Source organism: Flavobacterium sp. J49 (assembly GCF_011742145.1).
Lineage (GTDB): Bacteria > Bacteroidota > Bacteroidia > Flavobacteriales > Flavobacteriaceae > Flavobacterium.
In genome coordinates this window covers 524040-543612 of record NZ_JAAQQU010000105.1, presented here as the reverse complement: position 1 = coordinate 543612, position 19573 = coordinate 524040, and the positions used below count along the sequence as shown (strand labels likewise).

The 19573-nt window shown below is 38.0% G+C and carries 19 protein-coding genes and 1 tRNA gene; 10 read left to right on the top strand and 10 right to left on the bottom strand.

The window, feature by feature from the left end:
* Nucleotides 1-451: 451 nt before the first annotated feature.
* The 5 genes from scpA to HA632_RS13195 all read right to left on the bottom strand — a co-directional run bounded on the left by scpA (nt 452) and on the right by HA632_RS13195 (nt 5601).
* A complete protein-coding gene (gene scpA / locus HA632_RS13215; RefSeq protein WP_176307665.1) occupies nt 452-2629 on the bottom strand; it encodes a methylmalonyl-CoA mutase in 2178 nt (725 codons plus the stop codon).
* Between the two features lie 2 nt (nt 2630-2631).
* Nucleotides 2632-3993, bottom strand: coding sequence for a methylmalonyl-CoA mutase subunit beta (locus tag HA632_RS13210; protein ID WP_176307664.1), 1362 nt, complete (start codon nt 3991-3993; stop codon nt 2632-2634).
* A 9-nt stretch (nt 3994-4002) separates the two neighbouring features.
* The gene (locus tag HA632_RS13205) at nt 4003-4356 is read right to left on the bottom strand and encodes a septum formation initiator family protein (protein ID WP_176307663.1); all 354 of its coding nucleotides are present in this window, start codon (nt 4354-4356) and stop codon (nt 4003-4005) included.
* A 9-nt stretch (nt 4357-4365) separates the two neighbouring features.
* The gene (gene udk / locus HA632_RS13200) at nt 4366-4974 is read right to left on the bottom strand and encodes a uridine kinase (protein WP_176307662.1); all 609 of its coding nucleotides are present in this window, start codon (nt 4972-4974) and stop codon (nt 4366-4368) included.
* Nucleotides 4975-5526: 552 nt separating this feature from the next.
* Nucleotides 5527-5601: transfer RNA gene (locus HA632_RS13195), tRNA-Pro, on the bottom strand.
* A gap of 152 nt (nt 5602-5753) precedes the next feature.
* Between HA632_RS13195 and trxB the strand changes: the two genes are divergently transcribed.
* Complete coding sequence (trxB, locus tag HA632_RS13190; protein ID WP_176307661.1) at nt 5754-6701, top strand: thioredoxin-disulfide reductase; 948 nt, start codon at nt 5754-5756, stop codon at nt 6699-6701.
* A 52-nt stretch (nt 6702-6753) separates the two neighbouring features.
* Here the strand turns inward: trxB and HA632_RS13185 are convergent, their stop codons facing one another.
* From HA632_RS13185 to HA632_RS13165, 5 genes are all read right to left on the bottom strand, one after another.
* On the bottom strand, nt 6754-7593 hold the full coding sequence (locus HA632_RS13185) for a DUF2807 domain-containing protein (RefSeq protein ID WP_176307660.1): 840 nt from the start codon (nt 7591-7593) through the stop codon (nt 6754-6756).
* A 104-nt stretch (nt 7594-7697) separates the two neighbouring features.
* Complete coding sequence (locus HA632_RS13180) at nt 7698-8438, bottom strand: head GIN domain-containing protein (protein ID WP_176307659.1); 741 nt, start codon at nt 8436-8438, stop codon at nt 7698-7700.
* Between the two features lie 2 nt (nt 8439-8440).
* On the bottom strand, nt 8441-10192 hold the full coding sequence (locus tag HA632_RS13175) for a PspC domain-containing protein (protein ID WP_176307658.1): 1752 nt from the start codon (nt 10190-10192) through the stop codon (nt 8441-8443).
* A 5-nt stretch (nt 10193-10197) separates the two neighbouring features.
* Complete coding sequence (locus HA632_RS13170; RefSeq protein ID WP_121314380.1) at nt 10198-10527, bottom strand: PadR family transcriptional regulator; 330 nt, start codon at nt 10525-10527, stop codon at nt 10198-10200.
* 170 nt (nt 10528-10697) lie between these two features.
* Nucleotides 10698-11153 (bottom strand): DUF4870 domain-containing protein, encoded by a 456-nt coding sequence (locus HA632_RS13165; RefSeq protein ID WP_176307657.1) that lies wholly within the window; start codon nt 11151-11153, stop codon nt 10698-10700.
* Nucleotides 11154-11349: 196 nt separating this feature from the next.
* Here HA632_RS13165 and HA632_RS13160 point away from each other — a divergent pair, with 196 nt between their 5' ends.
* The 9 genes from HA632_RS13160 (at nt 11350) to HA632_RS13120 (ending at nt 19511) form a co-directional block, all read left to right on the top strand.
* Nucleotides 11350-11802 carry a DUF4442 domain-containing protein gene (locus tag HA632_RS13160; protein ID WP_176307656.1) on the top strand — a complete coding sequence of 151 codons (453 nt, stop codon included), beginning with the start codon at nt 11350-11352 and terminating at the stop codon, nt 11800-11802.
* Nucleotides 11803-11878: 76 nt separating this feature from the next.
* Nucleotides 11879-12784, top strand: a complete 906-nt coding sequence (locus HA632_RS13155; protein WP_176307655.1) for a TIGR01777 family oxidoreductase — start codon at nt 11879-11881, stop codon at nt 12782-12784.
* 274 nt (nt 12785-13058) lie between these two features.
* Nucleotides 13059-13628 (top strand): nucleotide exchange factor GrpE, encoded by a 570-nt coding sequence (locus HA632_RS13150; RefSeq protein ID WP_176307654.1) that lies wholly within the window; start codon nt 13059-13061, stop codon nt 13626-13628.
* Between the two features lie 61 nt (nt 13629-13689).
* Nucleotides 13690-14814, top strand: coding sequence for a molecular chaperone DnaJ (gene dnaJ / locus HA632_RS13145; protein WP_176307653.1), 1125 nt, complete (start codon nt 13690-13692; stop codon nt 14812-14814).
* A 161-nt stretch (nt 14815-14975) separates the two neighbouring features.
* Complete coding sequence (locus HA632_RS13140; protein ID WP_176307652.1) at nt 14976-15899, top strand: ABC transporter ATP-binding protein; 924 nt, start codon at nt 14976-14978, stop codon at nt 15897-15899.
* On the top strand, nt 15899-17203 hold the full coding sequence (locus tag HA632_RS13135; RefSeq protein ID WP_176307651.1) for an ABC transporter permease: 1305 nt from the start codon (nt 15899-15901) through the stop codon (nt 17201-17203). Before HA632_RS13140 ends, HA632_RS13135 begins: the two co-directional genes overlap by 1 nt.
* Before the next feature lie 2 nt (nt 17204-17205).
* Nucleotides 17206-17637: a nuclear transport factor 2 family protein gene (locus tag HA632_RS13130; protein WP_176307650.1), complete on the top strand. Its 432-nt coding sequence runs from the start codon at nt 17206-17208 to the stop codon at nt 17635-17637.
* Nucleotides 17638-17722: 85 nt separating this feature from the next.
* Nucleotides 17723-18832: an ATP-binding protein gene (locus tag HA632_RS13125; RefSeq protein WP_176307649.1), complete on the top strand. Its 1110-nt coding sequence runs from the start codon at nt 17723-17725 to the stop codon at nt 18830-18832.
* Nucleotides 18825-19511: a response regulator gene (locus HA632_RS13120; protein WP_176307648.1), complete on the top strand. Its 687-nt coding sequence runs from the start codon at nt 18825-18827 to the stop codon at nt 19509-19511. The genes HA632_RS13125 and HA632_RS13120 overlap by 8 nt, the downstream gene beginning before the upstream one ends.
* The last annotated feature ends 62 nt before the right edge of the window (nt 19512-19573 follow it).

Sequence of the window (19573 nt, the reverse complement as noted above, 5' to 3'; positions counted from 1 at the left end):
CATTAATCTCCTTGCAATTGAAGACCTAAAAGTATGAAATTTAGATGGATATAAAAAAGTGCGCGTGGTATTTTATCCTTTTCCCTTTGATTTGTTTTGCCGAAATGGGTGCATTTATGGAGTGAAGTTATGCTAAAGACATGAATTGCTTTTCTTATAAATTTCTCTCTTTATTTCGCGATCTACTACCGACTTCATCCGAAGGGTCTTCATAGAAGGTTTAATGATGTGGTGTCGCCAACGGTGACCCAAATAACTTAGCTTCTTGCCTCGTATAATAGAATACACGACAATACTTGTCACAATGATGAGTATGATGGGCTCGTTATTTTTTCCGGTAATCATCATGGTGTATCAGTGAAGATTTTTAGACTTACTAAGTTACGATAAATCCTTGGAATAGTTTCATTTTTTTTTAAATGAATTGATTCTGATACTATACCTGTCAGGTTTAGTCTTCCAACAAAACCTCCAAAATCTGAATCGCAGCATCGCTGATTTTTGTTCCCGGACCAAAAACCGCTACGGCTCCTGAGTCAAAGAGGAATTGGTAATCTTGAGCGGGGATTACTCCGCCTACAATGACCATAATGTCTTCGCGACCGTATTTTTTGAGTTCCTCGATTACTTGGGGAACAAGGGTTTTATGTCCGGCCGCTAACGAGGAAACGCCTAAGATGTGCACGTCGTTTTCCACGGCTTGTTTCGCTGCTTCTTCAGGAGTTTGGAATAAAGGTCCGATGTCTACGTCAAACCCTACGTCGGCATAACCGGTGGCTACCACTTTGGCACCGCGGTCGTGACCGTCTTGTCCCATTTTGGCAATCATAATACGCGGTCGGCGACCTTCTTTCTTGGCGAAAGCGTCGGCTAATTGTTTGGCTTTTTCAAAGCTCTCGTCGTTTTTAATTTCTTTGCTGTACACGCCACTAAAACTTCTGATTTGTGCTTTATAGCGTCCGAAAACTTCCTCTAAGGCATCACTGATTTCTCCTAAGGTAGCTCGGTTTCGGGCTGCTTCTAAGGCTAAAGATAATAAATTATCGTTTCCGTTTTTCGCACAGTCGGTTAATTGGGCCAAACACGCTTTGACTTTGTCATTATCACGTGTGGCTTTGATATGTTGTAACTGCTCAATTTGTTGTTTGCGCACCATTTGGTTATCGACATCTAAGATGTGCAACGGATCTTCTTTGTCCAAACGGTATTTGTTGACACCCACGATGATGTCTTGGGCACTGTCGATACGCGCTTGTTTACGAGCGGCGGCTTCTTCAATTCTAAGTTTAGGAATACCCGCTTCGATGGCTTTGGTCATGCCGCCTAAGGATTCTACTTCTTCAATTAACGCCCAAGCCTTTTCGGCAATTTCTGCGGTTAAGCTTTCTACATAATAACTGCCGGCCCATGGGTCAACGGTTTTGCAAATCTTAGTTTCTTCCTGTAAAAATATCTGGGTGTTTCTGGCGATTCTGGCCGAGAAATCGGTAGGTAATGCAATGGCTTCGTCTAAAGCATTGGTATGCAACGATTGTGTTCCGCCAAAAGCAGCCGCAGCGGCCTCAACAGCGGTTCGTGCCACATTGTTAAACGGATCTTGTTCGGTCAAACTCCAACCCGAGGTTTGACAATGGGTTCTGAGTGCCAATGATTTTTCGTCTTTTGGGTTGAATTGTTTTAGGAGTTTTGCCCACAACATTCTACCGGCGCGCATTTTGGCAATTTCCATAAAGTGATTCATACCAATCGCCCAAAAGAAAGAAAGACGAGGCGCGAACTCATCGATTTTCATTCCGGTAGCCAAACCAGTTCGGATGTATTCTAAACCATCGGCTAAAGTGTAGGCCAATTCAATATCGGCGGTAGCTCCGGCTTCCTGCATGTGGTAACCCGAAATGGAAATCGAGTTGAATTTCGGCATTTTTTTACTCGTGTATTCAAAAATATCAGCGATGATTTTCATCGAAGGTGTAGGTGGATAAATATAAGTATTACGCACCATAAACTCCTTCAAAATATCGTTTTGTATCGTTCCCGAAAGTTGCTCCGGCGAAACACCTTGTTCTTCGGCAGCGACTATATAGAAAGCCATAATAGGTAAAACCGCACCGTTCATGGTCATAGAAACCGACATTTCGCCCAATGGAATCTGGTCAAACAAAACCTTCATATCTTCCACGGAATCTATCGCAACTCCGGCTTTTCCCACATCTCCCACAACTCTTTCATGGTCGGAATCATAACCTCGGTGTGTGGCCAAATCGAAAGCGACTGACAACCCTTTTTGTCCGGCGGCTAAGTTTCTGCGGTAGAAAGCATTACTTTCTTCGGCGGTTGAAAACCCTGCATATTGGCGAATCGTCCACGGACGACGCACGTACATCGTGGCATACGGTCCGCGAAGGTTAGGCGCAAATCCGGCTCCGAAACCCAGGTGTTCTAAATCGGCAATGTCTTCTTTAGTATAAGTAGATTTTACTTCAATGTTTTCTGCAGTCAAAAAGTTGTCGGTTCTCGGTTGTTGGTTGTCGGGATTATTGCTTATCCCTTTAGCTTCGCTCAGTTCGGCTTCCCCTCGGGTTTCTTTTTCCCTTTTTCCTAATTCTATATGTTGAATATCCTTTCTCATGATTATACTTCTTGGGATAAACGTTCCTGTTCCAGTTTTTCAGCCAAACGCTTTTCAATAATTGGGGTGATTAAGGTTTTGCGCGGATTTTGTTTTACGAAGGGGTACAATTCCAAATCGTGTTTCATTTTGTCGTTTTTGTTGGGATATTTGTTGGTGCCCAACAAAACTTCTTTGCCGCTGTCAAACAATTCCTGTTCTTTGGCCGCGCTTTCGCTGATTTTCTTTTGGATATTGCCTTCGATTAATTGCGTAATTAAACCGCCGTTGGCTTCGATGTCTTTGAACAACAACAAAGCTTTTTCGGCTAACTGTTCGGTCAAAGATTCGATATAATAAGCACCATCGGCAGCGTTATTGACTTTGTCAAAATAACTTTCGTGTTTTAAAACTAACAGTTGGTTGCGCGCAATTCGGTCGCCAAATTCATTGTCTTTATGGTACAAGGCATCGTATGGCAAATTCGCAATGCTATCGGCTCCGCCCAAAATCGCCGACATACATTCGGTTGTCGTGCGGAGCATGTTGACGTTGTAATCGTATAACGTTTTGTTGCGTTTGGTTGGAGTGGCGATGATGTGACAATCCGCATTATGATTGTATTCTTTCGTCAAAGTATTGAATAACAGTCTCAGGGCACGCAATTTGGCGATTTCAAAAAAGTAATTGGTACCAACGGCTATTTCAATAGTAATAGGTTGATTGAGGTTTGATATACGATTGAAATATTCATTAACGTGCGCCAAAGTATATGCCAATTGCTGAACCATATTGGCTCCGGCGTTTTGGTAAATTCCGCTACTTATATTTAAGAACGGAATAGTCGTTTTTGAAGCAATTGTATTGAGCTTGTCAAAATCTTTGTCTAAGTTTTCGAACCAGTTGCCGTCTCTAACCAATTGTCCGATTGGATCGATTTGGAGTGAAATGTTGGCGTTGTTTTTTGAAGCAAAATCATTGATTTTATTTATGAAATCGATTGAAAGGAAAGGCAAATAAAAAAAATATTGGGTGTTGCCTAAAGGCAGATTATGCATGAGTTCTTCAACAGAAACCGATTCGTTCTCAATGGTAAAACGAATGCTTTCGGCACCGCGATTCAAAGTATCTAAAGCGCGTTCGTTTGATTTTTTAACATCGTGAACGAATATATTTTGAAGAATAGAAAAGGCATCATCACTTGTTTTACATTCCAGTTTTTGTTGGTCTTCGTCAACATGATAGAAAGGTTTTACCTTGATGCCTTCGGGGCTTTCCCAAACTAATGTTTCGTTATAATCGGCGCCTTTGAGTTCGTACTGAATTTGTTGTTTCCATTGTTTGGACGACACCGGTTCGAACCCATTAAATAAATTGTCAGCCATGATTAATTGTTATAAAGATTTTGATTTTGACTGTTCTTCTTTTAGCGAATCTTCTTCAAATTCGATGATGTAAACGTCTTCGCTATCGCGTTTCATATAGTATTTTTCGCGGGCGTATTTTTCTATTTGGTCAGGATTCTTGAGAAGTTTGATGTTTTCTTCATCTTTCCGAATTTCGTCCTGATAGTATTTTTTGTTGTCTTCCAGTTCGTTGAGTTGTTTGTTTAAGATTCTTTGCTCCATGTAAGAAGTGTTGTCGATAAAAAGCATCCAAACAATAAAAAAAACCAACACAATAACATACCTGTTTCCGAGAATTTTCAGAATAGGGTAGGTATCGGTCAAGTTTTTAAATAAGCTCATAATTGAATTTTAAGTAATTCTTTGGTTGATTACCGCTCTAACCACATCGATGGCTACGGTATTGTATTTGTCGTTGGGAATGATAATGTCGGCAAAGGCTTTGGTAGGCTCAATAAACTGTTGGTGCATGGGTTTTAGGGTAGTTTGGTAACGATTTAAAACTTCTTCCATGTCACGACCGCGTTCGGCGATGTCTCTTTTTAACCTTCTGATTAGGCGTTCGTCTGAATCGGCATGTACAAAGACTTTTACGTCAAATAAGTCACGCAGTTCCGGATTGGTCAAAATTAAAATACCTTCTACAATCATTACTTTACGCGGATGGGTTACTATGGTATCATCGGTTCTGTTGTGGGTAATGAAAGAATACACCGGCTGTTCAATGGTTTTGCCCGCTTTTAAGTCTTTTAATTGTTGGACTAAAAGTTCAAAATCAATAGCACGAGGGTGATCAAAATTGATTAAGGCCCTTTCATCAAAGCTTAAATTATGGTTTTCTTTATAATAAGAGTCTTGAGAAATGACACCCACTTCAGTCTCGGGCAATTCATTCATAATTTGGTGAACGACAGTTGTTTTTCCGCTTCCTGTTCCACCGGCAATTCCGATAATCAGCATATAGAGTTGTGTTATTTTTACTGAGAACAAAAATAGAAATTATATCGGAAGCACATTTTATTTTTTGGAGAAAAGAAAAAAGAAAATAGAGGATAGAAAATATAAGATAGAAAATAGAGGTAAGAAGCTTCTACGAGTGAGTTATTTTGCAGGATTAGATATCCTGAGATAGAGCTCTATTACAAATAAAACCTTTAGCCGTTTTGCCAAACTGCCGGTCTTTTTTATTTCAATTGAATTTTTAGGTAAACCTGGATTCATTTAAAATAAAAAATCCCTTCTGTTGACACAGAAAGAATTTATTCGGTCGGGGTGATTTGATATTAAGAGGAGGACTGCCGGTGGCAGTCAGGTAGACGAACTTTGGTTCGTTTAACGGTTATTGCTTAGCAGGATTACTTTGTGATCCTGAGTTGGGTCTTTATTACAAATAAAACCTTTAGCCGTTTTGGCAAACTGCCGGTCTTTTTTATTTCAACTGAATTTTCAGGTAAACCTGGATTCATTTAAAATAAAAAATCCCTTCTGTTGACACAGAAAGGATTTATTCGGTCGGGGTGGCAGGATTCGAACCTGCGACCTCCTGGTCCCAAACCAGGCGCGATAACCGGGCTACGCTACACCCCGAATTCCCTTAAAATGGGAGTGCAAATATAAACCTATTATTTATTTTTCAAAGCATAATGTAAAATTATTTTTTCATAGCTTTTTATGATTTGAGGAGAATAATTTTTTCATTTTAATGAGTTACATTTGCTTCCGAAAACAAACTACATATTATGTCAGATACTATAGAAAAAATTAAATGCCTAATAATAGGTTCAGGACCTGCGGGTTATACTGCGGCCATTTATGCTGCCAGAGCCAATATGAATCCGGTTTTATACCAAGGAACCCAACCCGGTGGGCAACTAACCACTACTAATGAAGTAGAAAATTTCCCCGGCTATCCCGATGGGGTTACCGGTCCGGAAATGATGGTGCAATTACAAGAACAAGCCAAACGTTTCGGAACTGATGTTCGTGACGGTTGGGCAACTAAAGTTGATTTTTCGGGTCCAATTCACAAAGTTTGGATCAATGATACCATTGAGTTACATGCTGAAACCGTAATTATTTCAACCGGTGCTTCGGCTAAATATTTAGGTTTGGCTTCAGAGCAGCATTATTTACAAATGGGCGGCGGTGTTTCTGCTTGTGCCGTTTGTGACGGATTCTTTTACAGAAATCAGGAAGTAGTGATTGTTGGAGCCGGAGATTCGGCTTGTGAAGAAGCACATTACCTTTCTAAACTTTGTAAAAAAGTAACCATGTTGGTGAGAAGTGAGAAATTCAGAGCTTCTAAAATCATGGAAGAACGCGTTCGCAAAACAGAAAACATCGAAATTTTGATGAATCACGATACCGTTGAGGTGATTGGTGACGGACAAGTGGTAACTGAAGTAAAAGCTTTAAACAAAACCACGGGTGAAGAAATTACCATTCCGGCGACCGGTTTCTTTGTGGCTATTGGTCACAAGCCGAATACCGATATCTTTGCCGACTATATTACTTTAGACGAAACCGGTTATATTGTTAATGTTCCCGGAACGTCTAAAACCAATGTTCCCGGCGTTTTTGTAGCCGGTGATGCTGCCGATCATGTATACCGTCAGGCGATTACTGCTGCGGGAACCGGTTGTATGGCGGCTTTGGATGCCGAAAGATATTTGGCGGCTTTAGATTAAATTTTAAGCCACATCATAAAAAAAATCCCGCCTAATTCAGACGGGATTTTTTTTATTTTTTTGAAGGCTTTTTTCTGAGTTCGGCACTGTCAGCAAATCTTTTCATATCGATCTTTACCGGTTCGCCATACAATTGGATTTCACTGTTGCCCGAGGCATCTACAGTAGCGTTGTTGCTTATATTAATACTGCTTTTAGAATAACCGCTGGTTTCCAATAAAGCATTTTTGGCTGTTAGTTTGCTTCCAATAAAATCGGTGTTGTTGTCTAAACGCAATTTCAGTTCGATGACATCACCTTCAACTTCTGCGGATGATTTTTGGTACAAGTCAAACTTCATTTCGCTGGAAGAAATTAAGGCTTTTACATAGGCACTTTTGCTTAAATCTATCGCGGTTTTGGTTGATTTCAGGTTTAATTCCACTTTAGATTTATCGTTGGCCATCAAAGTGAAATTTTTGGTATTGGCATTCAGAAACAATTTGGAATAATCATAAGTTTTAAAGGTCACATTGTCTAAAACCATATCGGATAAAGCGGTAACATTGGTTTCATCTTTAGAAATGATCATGTCAAATTTATCGGTGTAAGTAACGCGCACACTTAATTTTTTGTAGCTCGAGATGTCTCTGGAGGTTGAGATTCGTAAATTATTGCCGGCCAATTTGTATTCTACAAATTCAATTAAATTATCGTCGGCTTCGATTTCGAGACCACATTCATTCCCTTTTACCAAAAAAACCTCGAGATTGTCTTCTACTTCCAGACTGGTGAAATCACCAATTTGTTTTTGTTCTGATTTGACAATCTTGGAGCCTTTTACTTTTTCCTTCTTTTGGGCAAAAGAAAAAGCAGAGAGGAGAAGAAAACTAATTAGTACAATTTTTTTCATAAAGGGGCAGTTTGGTTTTTACTTCATACACTTCGGCCTTATGGACTCGAATGTCAAAAATAGAAAAAAAAACATCCCAATTTTCATTGGGATGCTTTATTAACTTAATCTTTGGAGACGCTTCCGCCGGAGCTTTCTTCTTTGCGCACTTCTTTGGGACTATTTAAGTAGGTTATTGAACTTCCGCTAGAGGCTTTGGCATCTAATAATAAACTTGCATTTACCGATGTTGAGCTTCCACTAGAAGATTGTGCATTTACTTCATTCGCTAACAATTCATTGGCATCGATGTGACTCCCGCTTGAGGATGCTGAGTACACTTTTAAGGCCTTTCCAATAACTTTTTGTTCACTGCCACTGGAAGTTTCAAGCGTTACTTTGTCGGCTTCGACTTCTGCTTCTAGCGAACTTCCACTGCTTGATTTGAGTGTTAAATCATCACTAATTAATAGGTTACCCGATTGTAGCGTTGAACCGCTGGTGCTTTCCAAACTTACCACTTTAGGCAAGCGAACGATGATTTTTTTGGAAGTTACATTGATATAGTTGCTGTATTCAGATGTAATGATTAGCGTTCCGTTTTCGACTACAGTTTTGATGCCTTTGATTAAGTTATCATCGGCTTCAACAGTCACTTCAAATTTATCTGAAAGAAACACTTCACATTCTAAACCGTTGGCTACGCTAACTTTATCAAAATTACCGGTGTTGCGTTTTTCGGTCACTACATTACCGGTTCCGGTGATGCTGTTGCCAAAATTAATAGTGTGATTGCATGAGGTGATAGATAAAGCTAATAAAGTAGCGGTTATCACCTTTGAAAAGAAAACTACAAACTTTGTCATGATTATTCAGTTTTAATGATTACTCCGTCACTTCCTACGGTTAATTTACTTTTTTTATTTGATTTCCCTGATTTGGTTTCGGTAACCACTTTTCCGTTAATTTTTACTGTTACGGTTTCAGAAGAATCACTTTCGTCAATGATGTTGATTTCTTCGGTTTGAACGCCGCCTTCCACATCGTTGTATTCGTTTTCTTCAGGAGGACAATCCATACATTTCACTTGCGTTTCTTCTACTTTATAAGTGTATTTGTCAGAGCTGTGGTGAAGGTTGAAATAATCATTATCTGATTCGTCAAAATGTTGTACAGTTTCATCTGCTACAAACACAGTTCCTTTTGGAAGGTATAGGTATAATTCTACACGTTGGTCTCTGAATTTGCTGGCCATTTCGGTTAACAAGTAATTGTCTAATAACAATTGGTTGCCTACTACTTTGAAACCGTATTTAATTTTTTCGGCTCTTTCATTCGCTTCTTTGAATGATTTTCCGTCGGCCAGTTTTTCAATTTGAAGGTAAGGCTGAGCCTTATCGGTACTTTTGATTTCAAAACTGATTTGGTTGGAATAAATCACTTCGTTTTTAGCAGAATCTTGTGTGAAAGTAAAATCTTCGTGCTCATATACATTTTTAGAGAAAAAATCGTTGCTCACAAATTTGATTTGCAAAGTATCGGTAGGCTGGATGTTTAATACTTCTTTTTGAACTGTTTTGCCTTCAAAAGCGGATTCAGTTGATTGTTTGATACCAATAACAACCAAAGCACCTACGGCAAAAATCCAAATGGCTAACAAACTGTATTTAGCGGCCGTGCCCAAAGATTTCATATTGGTTACCAATAATTTCAATCCCAACAATAAGAAGAAGAACAAAGGAATACCAATAGCTAAGAAAGACAATAGTCCAAAGATCCAAAGCGGTATATCGGTGTAGTTTACTGCTTCAACATAACGTTGCCAAGGTGCATTTACAAATGAGGTTGTTCCTAAAGTAAACAGACCAATGAATAAACCGGCTAATGATAGAGCGGAGAACACTAAAATAACTGCACCCAAAACTTTGGCAAAAGCCCCAAATACTTTCATGATAACATCACCTAATCCGCTGGCTACTCTTTCGGCACCCGACTTTACTTGGTTTCCCATTTCGTCGTAGTTGGCATTTTTGAATTTGTTGGAAACACTTTCAAATTCTTCTCTCACTTTTTTTTCGATATTGGAAATAGTAACCGGTTCGCCGGTCATTTCTAATTTTTCGGAAGTGGTTATCGCTTTTGGAGTTGCAATCCAAAGGATGATGTAAGCGATGATTCCAAAGCTGGTGAAAGCCAATAATAAGAAAATGATTTTAATCCAAACGGCTTCTACCCCAAAGTAGTGACCTAAACCGGTACAAACACCACCAATTAAACCTCTGTCTTTGTCGCGGTATAATTTTTTTCTGTTTGGAATATTATAGAAAGGTTCAGTTTTAGGTTCAGTAGAATCGTCGTCAATTCGGTAGTCTTCAGGTTGACCCATTACTACAATCACTTCGTCAACATCTTTGTTATTGATTACATGTTTGTCGCTTTTTTGTTTTTCGGTCAAAAGCTCGGCTACGCGCATTTCAATGTCTTTCATGATTTCGTCCTTACCGGAAGAATTTGAAAGAGAACGTTTTATCGCATCAAAATATCTTGATAATTTTTGGTATGCATCTTCATCGATATGGAAGAATAAACCGCCTATATTAATATTTACTGTTTTGTTCATGATTGTTATTTTTGATTGGTTATGATGTTAACGGCGTCTGACAATTCGGTCCATGTGCCGTTCAATTCAGTTAAAAATGTTTTTCCTAATTCGGTCAAACCATAATATTTTCTTGGTGGTCCCGATGTTGATTCTTCCCAACGATAGTTGAGCAATCCGTCGTTTTTAAGTCTTGTCAATAGCGGATAAACTGTTCCCTCTACTACAAGCAATTTGGCGTTTTTTAAAGTGTCTAATATTTCAGAGGTATACGCGTCTTTCTCTTTTAAGACAGACAAGATACAAAATTCTAAAACACCTTTACGCATCTGGGCTTTTGTGTTTTCAATATTCATAATACATGATTTAATTTTTTGTGATTAACATTCGCTTTTTGATTTTTTCCGCTGCGTGATTAAGGCATTGGCTGATGATTGAAACTCTTTGATTGATTTGATGATTTTGATTAATTCTGATTGATGATTTGATTTGATTGATGATTTGATTGATGACTATTCTTTATCGATTACTTAAAGAACGGTATGCTTAATGGATATTTATAAGCTTCCCCATTAGAAGCTTTTACTGCAGCATAAATGATTAGTATAAATTCGATTACTTTTAAGAAAAAGAAAAGGAGTACAGCAATAATTCCCAATATGGTAATTCCGGTTATATTGCCTGCGCTTAAATTTTCAATTACATAATTTCTGTTGAAGTTAATATCGTTCATAGGCACATTTTTAAAAATCGAATAAATAAATATCGGAATGGCAATTAGGCACAAAACAACCATGTACAAGAAGATACTCAATTGAAAATTCAATACTTGTTTACCGTTTTGATCCACAAATTCTGATTCGTTTTTCTTTGAACTCCATATTACAATAGGGAAGATATAATTCCCAAATGGAATAACATATTGTGTCAAAGCACTCAAGTGCAGAAAAGCAGCAATATTTTTTTCGTTGGTAGTTGTCATTTTATTTGATTTTAAGTTGATGATTTTTTTGATTTCTAACAATACTATAGATAGACCATTAATTTCTTATACAAAGATAAGTCTAAAAAAAGGTATTATGCAATACAAAGTACTTAAATTTAACAAAATATTAACATTTAGATATTCGCTTATACTATCTACATTTTTTGTACTTTTATAGCAAAATCAAGCATTTATGGAATTTTCACCTTCAAAATTGAATACTTTTTTATTTTTCAAATTACCATCAGCTTTTTGGTGTGGCGTTAGGGTAAAAGCTATTTCAAATGCCCAGTGTGTAGTTACGGTAAAACATCGTTGGTTCAATCAAAACCCTTTTAATTCTATGTACTTTGCGGTGCAGGCCATGGCGGCCGAACTAACAACAGGTGCTTTGGTCATGATGCAAATCAAAAAATCCGGAAAGAAAATCTCCATGTTGGTTGCTAATAACAACGGCAACTTTACCAAAAAGGCCACCGGACGAATTACTTTTACCTGTAATGACGGGCATTTAATCGAAGAAGCCATACAGCGCACTATCGCGTCAGGCGAGGGACAAACCTTTTGGATGCAATCTAAAGGCGTCAACGAAAAAGGGGAGCAAGTATCCGAACTAAATTTTGAATGGAGCATCAAATTAAAGTAATCAACAAACGTTAAACCCTTTATAATTAGGGTTTTTTTATGATTGTTTGATTGTAACTTTGATAAAAATTACTAAGATGAAAATACTGATTACAGGTGCAACGGGTTTAATTGGCAAGGAATTGGTAACATTATTATTAGCTAAAAATCACACCGTTCATTATTTAACCACTTCGAAAGCAAAAATTGAAGACAAACCTAATTGTACGGGTTTCTATTGGAATCCGCAACAAGGCAAAATCGATGAAAGCTGTATTTATGGTGTGGATGTTATTATTCATTTGGCCGGAGCCAATATAGCCAAACGTTGGACCAATGCTTACAAACAAGAAATCATCGAAAGCCGAACACTATCAGCCGAATTGCTTTTTAATTTGGTAAAAAAAACACCTAATCAAGTCAAGCAAATCATTTCAGCTTCCGGAACAGCCATTTATCCTGACAGTATTGACCTAGTATATAATGAAGCTACAAAGGAATCCGAAGACAGTTTTCTTTCCAATGTGGTTAAAAAATGGGAGGCAAGTGTCAATGTTTTTCAAGTACTCGGAATCAAAGTCTGCAAACTCAGAACCGGAATTGTCTTAGCCAATCATGGTGGTGCTTTACCTGAAATGACAAAACCTATTAAGTTAGGATTTGGTTCGGTTATGGGTTCGGGTAAGCAGATTCAATCTTGGATTCATATCAATGATTTGGTAGCACTTTATCATTTTGCCATAGAAAAACAATTAGAAGGCATTTACAATGCCGTTACGCCCAATCCGATTAGCAATGAAACGTTGACCAAAACGATTGCGAAAAGTTTGAATAAGACACTTTGGCTACCCAATACCCCCGAATTTATGATGAAACTTATTTTAGGCGAAATGGCTTATCTCTTATTTTCAAGCAAGCATCTCAGTGCTCAAAAAGTTTTAGACTTGGGTTTTCAGTTTCAGTTCCCGGAGATTAAGCAGGCCATTCACCATTTATATCCATAAAAAAAGTGCTGTTGATAAACAGCACTTTTTTTACTATAAAGATTGTCGAATTAATAATTATTACAGCTTTAAGCTAACCTAAAATGGATTGTTATTCATTGTTATGAAACAAATTTAGCTAAACGAAAACGTAATAGTCTTAAAATTATATTAAAATTTGGTTAATTTATTTCCTTCAGTTGGGTTTTAAACCAATAAAAAATAATGACAATTTGACATTTTAAAAGAATTGGCAGTACTTTTGCATTCCGAGTGTTCGGAACAAATTCCAAAAATGAAAATCAAGAATATTTTTAAAAATAAACCACAAATGAATACGGATAACACGGACAAAGAGCCTATTGAAAATGCAGCTGAAAATATAGCCAATGAAATTGAAACCGCAGAAGAACTGAGTGTTGAAGCACAATTGCAGGAAGAATTAGCCAAAGAAAAAGACAAATTTTTGCGTCTTTTTGCCGAGTTTGAAAATTTCAAAAAAAGAACCGCCAAAGAGCGCATAGATTTATTCAAAACTGCCAATCAGGAAGTGTTGCAAGCCATGCTGCCGGTTTTAGACGATTTTGACAGAGCGATGGTACAAATTGCCAAAAGCGAAGACGAATTATTGTTAAAGGGTGTGGAATTAATTCATGAAAAGTTAAAAAGCACTTTGGTTTCAAAAGGTTTAGAACAAGTTGAGATTAATGCAGGCGACAGTTTCAATGCCGATTTTGCCGAGGCGATTACCCAAATCCCGGCTCCAAGTGATGACTTGAAAGGCAAAATTGTAGATGTTGTTGAAAAAGGATATAAATTGGGCGACAAAATTATTCGTTTTCCAAAAGTGGTTATTGGAAATTAATTCCCAATAATTACAGAGTGCCGAATTTTATTTCGGTCCAAATAAATTTTGATATAAAATTATGAGCAAAAAAGATTTTTACGAGATATTGGGCGTTTCCAAAAACGCATCCGCAGAAGAAATAAAAAAAGCTTACCGTAAAAAAGCCATAGAGTTTCACCCTGATAAAAATCCGGGGAATAAAGAAGCGGAAGAAAACTTTAAGACAGCAGCCGAAGCTTATGAAGTTCTGAGCGATCCGGATAAGAAAGCCAAATATGACCAATATGGTCACGCAGCCTTTGACGGCGCCGGAGGTTTTGGTGGCGGTCATCATATGAACATGGATGATATCTTCAGCCAGTTTGGAGACATTTTCGGCGGAGCTTTTGGCGGTGGCGGTTTTGGCGGTTTCGGTGGCAATGGAGGCGGTCAACGCCGTGCTAAAGGAAGCAATCTTCGTATCAAAGTAAAAATGACCTTGGAAGAAATTGCCAATGGTGTAGAGAAAAAAGTAAAAGTAAAGCGCAAGGTACAAGCGCCCGGCGTAAAATATAAAACGTGTTCTACTTGTAATGGTCAAGGGCAAGTGTTGCGTGTGACCAATACTATTTTGGGCAGAATGCAGTCGGCTACAACTTGTCATGTTTGTGGCGGTGTGGGACAAACGATTGATAGCAAACCCAACAATGCCGATGCCCATGGAATGATATTAGAAGATGAAACGGTATCCATCAAAATTCCAGCCGGTGTGGTTGACGGTATGCAACTCAAAGTTTCCGGCAAAGGAAATGATGCTCCCGGGAATGGAATTCCGGGTGATTTAATTGTGGCAATCGAAGAATTAGAGCACGACTTCTTAAAACGCGAAGGTGAAAATTTACATTATGATTTGTATATCAGTTTTGCCGAAGCGGCTTTGGGTGTTTCCAAAGAGATTGAAGCAGTCAATGGTAAGGTAAGAATTAAGCTCGAAGAAGGCATTCAGTCAGGTAAAATTTTGCGCCTGAAAGGTAAAGGTATCCCGAGTTTAAATAGTTATGGGAATGGCGATTTGCTTGTGCATGTAAACGTTTGGACACCAAAGAGTTTGTCTAAAGAACAACGTCAGTTTTTTGAAAAATCATTAACTGATGACAACTTTATTCCAAAACCTGAAAAGAGCGATAAATCTTTTTTTGAAAAAGTAAAAGATATGTTTTCATAATTAAAAAAATAGTTTTACATTTGGTTATTACTTGGAAACAAGTAATTTCTTTTTCATAGCAATTTTTCCCATCCTTTTGTCAAAATTAGGGTGGGTTTTTTTTGTAACAAAAAGCGAGAAGTGCTACTTATTGGTTACTTTTACCAAAATAAAATAGAAGTATGAGCAATATACTTGAAGTAAACAAAGTCGTAAAGCAATATGGTGATTACACCGCGCTCAACGAAGTTTCTTTAACCGTACCCAAAGGCAGCATTTACGGACTCTTAGGTCCAAATGGCGCCGGAAAAACTTCCCTAATTCGCATCATTAACCAAATCACCATGCCCGATAGCGGTGAAATCATCCTCGATGGTGAAAAACTTAACCCGGCTCACGTGCATTCCATTGGCTACATGCCAGAAGAACGAGGCTTGTATAAAACGATGAGAGTAGGCGAGCAGTGTTTGTATTTGGCCCAATTAAAAGGATTGTCCAAAACCGAAGCCAAAAGAGAATTAGACTATTGGTTTGACCGTCTCGAAATTCAAGGTTGGTGGAACAAGAAAGTCCAGGAATTGTCCAAAGGAATGGCTCAAAAAGTGCAATTTGTAGTAACGGTTTTGCACAAACCGAAGTTACTTATTTTGGACGAACCTTTCTCTGGCTTTGATCCGGTCAATGCCAATTTGATTAAGGATGAAATCATCGAACTCAACAAACAAGGAACTTCCATTATTTTTTCAACACACCGTATGGAAAGTGTAGAAGAAATGTGTGATTATATTGCTTTAATTCACAAATCAAATAAACTCATTGAAGGCAAATTGTCGGAGGTAAAAAAACAATACAGAACCAACAATTATGAAGTAGGAATTCTGTCTGATAATATTGAAGGTTTGATGTATGACTTGTCGCAAAAATTTACTTTGGCGCAAACCGATTTCAAATCATTGAATGACGAACTGAAATTAGAGATTAATTTGGGGAACGCTACGCCAAATGAGCTGTTGCATACTTTAGTCCAACGCGGACAAGTAACCCATTTTGTGGAAAAAATCCCGAGTGTGAATGATATTTTTATACAAACTGTAAGCGATAAATAATGAGCAAACTAAGTCTAATCATCAAAAGAGAATTTGTCGCCAAAGTGCGCAACAAATCATTCATTGTCATGACTTTTTTAAGTCCGTTATTGTTTGTGGGAATAGCCGGTTTTGTCGGGTATTTAAGTACGATGAAGGCCGACAAGAAAACCATCGCTATACATGACGAGAGCGGTTTTTTTGTAAAAGAATTCAAAAGTGATGACGAGTACCAATATGTAGACTTGTCTCAGGTAGATACTAAAATGCTAAAAGACAGTATCGTCAGCGAGAGCTATGAAGGTTTATTAATCATTCCGAAAACCGCCGACAACAAATCACTCGAAAAAGGGATTCAATATATTTCAAATGATAGTCCAAGTGTTTCCTTTATTGAAGATATGGAAGAAATCATCAACCAAAAACTAACCCAAGACAATTTCATCAAGTCGGGTTTAGACACTTTGGCCATCAAAAAATCGGAAGCCAATGTTTCAATTGGATTGTCAAAAGCTTCCGGTGAAACGGCTTTAAAAGGGTTGAACGAAATCAAGATTGTAATCGGTGGCGCTTTCGGCTATTTGATTATGATGTTTATTGTTATCTATGGTAATATGGTCATGCGAAGCGTTATCGAGGAGAAAGTATCGCGTATTATTGAAGTGATTATTTCTTCGGTAAAACCATTCCAGCTGATGATGGGTAAGATTATCGGAACTTCACTCGCAGGAATTTTACAGTTTATGATTTGGGCCATACTCGGATTAACAGCAATGTTTGTACTTTCCTCTGTTTTTGGGGTTCAAATGGGCTCCACTTCCGGAGTAGATGCGCAAACTTTACAAAATGCGCAACAAGAAATGGGAGGTTCTATGGCTATGTATATGAAAGAACTTTGGAATTTACCTATCGCAACATTGCTAATTTCATTTGTGTTTTATTTCATTGGCGGATATTTCTTGTACAGTTCATTCTATGCTTCTATCGGTGCAGCAGTCGATAATGAAACCGATTCCCAACAGTTTTTATTGCCGATTATTATGCCTTTGATTCTGGGTGTTTATATCGGATTTTTTACGGTAATCAATGATCCGCACGGAACAGTGGCCACTGTTTTTTCGATGATACCATTGACTTCGCCAATCGTAATGATGATGCGTATTCCGTTTGGCGTACCGCTTTGGCAAATTGCAGTGTCATTGGCACTATTGTTTGCTACATTCTTATTGGTAGTTTGGTTCGCCGCTAAAATTTATCGCGTGGGAATTTTAATGTACGGTAAAAAACCAACCTGGAAGGAACTTTATAAATGGTCAAAATACTAAAGATGAAAAATACATTTTTATTATTGCTAATGCTTTTCAGCTTTTCGGTTCAAGCCCAAAAGGATGACGTGCAAAAAACCATTGAAACATTCTTCGAAGGTTTTCATGCCAAAGATACCCTGAAAATTAAATCAACTTGCAGTGAGAAATTAGTATTGCAATCCATTTCTGAAAGTGCTAAAGGCAATAAGTTTTCCGAAGAATCGCCCAAAGCGTTTTATCTTTCCATGGCAACTATTCCGGCTGATGTAAAGTTTGAAGAGAGAATTCTAAGCTACAATATTCAAGTCGACGGTACCATGGCACATGTTTGGACACCTTATGAATTCTACATCAACGGCCAATTTAGCCACAAAGGGGTGAATGCGTTTACGTTATTTAAAGAGGTTTCAGGCTGGAAAATTGTTCACCTCATTGATACCCGCCGAAAGTAATCTTTATAAAATCTTTATACTTTCAAGAGTTTACTTTATATCCTACTTATAAGTATTGCCGTAACTTTGTCAAAAATTAATAACCATGGACAAGTTAACCTTAAAGAGTGCTAAGAATCAATACCTTATTAGTTTCTTGTCGGTGGCTGCGGTTTCTTTTTCGTGCTTGATTGTTAGAGATGTAATCGATTATAAAATAGTTGGTTACCTTCTTTTAGTAGTAGTTTCACTATTGGCTATTTTCCTCGAAATCAAACCGGTTCTTTTAGGCGCAGTCTTGAGTGCTTTGGCTTTGAATTTTATGTTCATCAAGCCTTATTTTACTTTGCATATCGACAGTGCCGAAGATATTTTACTATTGGTAATGTATTTCATCATTGCCTTAATCAATGCCGTATTGACCAACAATTTCCGCCGAATGCAACGTGCCATTCAAGTCAAACAAACCCGAGCCAGTACGCTTAAGCTTTACAATACTTTATTGGATTCACTTTCGCATGAATTGCGAACTCCGATTGCTGCGATTTTAGGCTCGATAGATACTTTGCAACAAAAGAACGTTAACCTTTCCGAAGAAACCCAACAAAAACTCCACAACGAAATCGAAAAAGCGTCGATGAAATTGAATTATCAAGTTGAAAATCTCCTCAATATGTCTCGTTTGGAATCGGGTTATATTCACCCTAAATTGGATTGGTGCGATGTCAAGGAAATCATTTACAATGTTTGCGACCGCTTAAAAGAAGAAACCAAAGACCATAAAATCACTTACACTATCGATGATAACTTGCCGCTTTTCAAACTCGATTATGGTTTGATGGAACAGATCATTTATAATTTGGTTTACAATTGTGCCCAACATACCCCAAAAGGTGTCAACATTAATATCAGTGCCAAATATGAAGTCGATGCTGATTATGACACGCATATCGATTTAATCAAAAAATGTGTTATTACCATTTCCGATGACGGATATGGCTTTCCGCCTGCAGAAATAGACAAAGCTTTTGATAAATTCTACCGATTTAAAGAGTCAAAAACCGGAGGAACAGGTCTTGGTCTTTCAATTGTAAAAGGTTTTGTTGAAGCCCAAAACGGAACCATCACTTTGCACAATGCCGAAGATGGCGGTGCGGTTTTCGAATTAACTTTTGCGGTAGATTGTTTACCTATAAATTCTTTAGGCAATGAATAACGGATTTTCCATATTGGTCATAGATGACGAAGCGCAAATCAGAAAGCTGCTCGAGATTTCATTGGAAGCCAATGATTATAAAGTGCTTTTTGCTGTGAACGGAAAGGAAGGTATTACGATGTCGGCGAGTCACCAACCCGATTTAATTTTATTGGATTTGGGTTTACCCGATGAAGACGGACAAGTGATTCTGACAAAACTGCGTGAATGGTACCAAAACCCGATTATTATTTTATCAGTCAAAAGTACCGAAGAAGAAATTGTAAAAGCCTTAGACAGTGGTGCCAATGATTATCTGACCAAACCCTTTCGCACCCAAGAATTATTAGCCCGAATCAGAACCGCTTTGCGTAATAAAGCTACGGTAAACAATGAATTAACGGTTACCTTCGGAAATTGTTCGGTCGATTTTACTTCGCGAACAGTCAAAGCCAATGATGAAATCATCAAACTCACCGCAACAGAATACAACTTATTAACTTTATTAATCAAAAATGATGGCCGCGTGTTGACGCACCAATACATCTTAAAAGAAATTTGGGGCCAAAGCTACGCCGATCAAACACAGTATTTGCGTGTTTTCGTAGCACAACTTCGCAAAAAGATAGAAGAAGATGCCAATCGCCCGAAATTCATCATCACCGAATCCGGCGTGGGTTATCGTTTTAATTCCGGCTAAATAATTCAACAAAATCAGCTTAAACACATTTTGTGAAAACCGCTATTGGTCTTCGCATAGAC

Excerpts from the sequence above, each read along its gene's own strand:
- HA632_RS13155 (WP_176307655.1), top strand. The coding sequence starts at position 11,879 with ATGAAAATACTGATTACAGGTGCAACGGGTTTAATTGGCAAGGAATTG.
- HA632_RS13165 (WP_176307657.1), bottom strand. The coding sequence starts at position 11,153 with ATGACAACTACCAACGAAAAAAATATTGCTGCTTTTCTGCACTTGAGT.
- scpA (WP_176307665.1), bottom strand. The coding sequence starts at position 2,629 with ATGAGAAAGGATATTCAACATATAGAATTAGGAAAAAGGGAAAAAGAA.
- HA632_RS13170 (WP_121314380.1), bottom strand. The coding sequence starts at position 10,527 with ATGAATATTGAAAACACAAAAGCCCAGATGCGTAAAGGTGTTTTAGAA.
- HA632_RS13150 (WP_176307654.1), top strand. The coding sequence starts at position 13,059 with ATGAAAATCAAGAATATTTTTAAAAATAAACCACAAATGAATACGGAT.
- HA632_RS13140 (WP_176307652.1), top strand. The coding sequence starts at position 14,976 with ATGAGCAATATACTTGAAGTAAACAAAGTCGTAAAGCAATATGGTGAT.
- HA632_RS13175 (WP_176307658.1), bottom strand. The coding sequence starts at position 10,192 with ATGAACAAAACAGTAAATATTAATATAGGCGGTTTATTCTTCCATATC.
- HA632_RS13160 (WP_176307656.1), top strand. The coding sequence starts at position 11,350 with ATGGAATTTTCACCTTCAAAATTGAATACTTTTTTATTTTTCAAATTA.
- HA632_RS13180 (WP_176307659.1), bottom strand. The coding sequence starts at position 8,438 with ATGACAAAGTTTGTAGTTTTCTTTTCAAAGGTGATAACCGCTACTTTA.
- trxB (WP_176307661.1), top strand. The coding sequence starts at position 5,754 with ATGTCAGATACTATAGAAAAAATTAAATGCCTAATAATAGGTTCAGGA.
- HA632_RS13120 (WP_176307648.1), top strand. The coding sequence starts at position 18,825 with ATGAATAACGGATTTTCCATATTGGTCATAGATGACGAAGCGCAAATC.
- HA632_RS13185 (WP_176307660.1), bottom strand. The coding sequence starts at position 7,593 with ATGAAAAAAATTGTACTAATTAGTTTTCTTCTCCTCTCTGCTTTTTCT.
- HA632_RS13205 (WP_176307663.1), bottom strand. The coding sequence starts at position 4,356 with ATGAGCTTATTTAAAAACTTGACCGATACCTACCCTATTCTGAAAATT.
- HA632_RS13125 (WP_176307649.1), top strand. The coding sequence starts at position 17,723 with ATGGACAAGTTAACCTTAAAGAGTGCTAAGAATCAATACCTTATTAGT.
- udk (WP_176307662.1), bottom strand. The coding sequence starts at position 4,974 with ATGCTGATTATCGGAATTGCCGGTGGAACAGGAAGCGGAAAAACAACT.
- dnaJ (WP_176307653.1), top strand. The coding sequence starts at position 13,690 with ATGAGCAAAAAAGATTTTTACGAGATATTGGGCGTTTCCAAAAACGCA.
- HA632_RS13210 (WP_176307664.1), bottom strand. The coding sequence starts at position 3,993 with ATGGCTGACAATTTATTTAATGGGTTCGAACCGGTGTCGTCCAAACAA.
- HA632_RS13135 (WP_176307651.1), top strand. The coding sequence starts at position 15,899 with ATGAGCAAACTAAGTCTAATCATCAAAAGAGAATTTGTCGCCAAAGTG.
- HA632_RS13130 (WP_176307650.1), top strand. The coding sequence starts at position 17,206 with ATGAAAAATACATTTTTATTATTGCTAATGCTTTTCAGCTTTTCGGTT.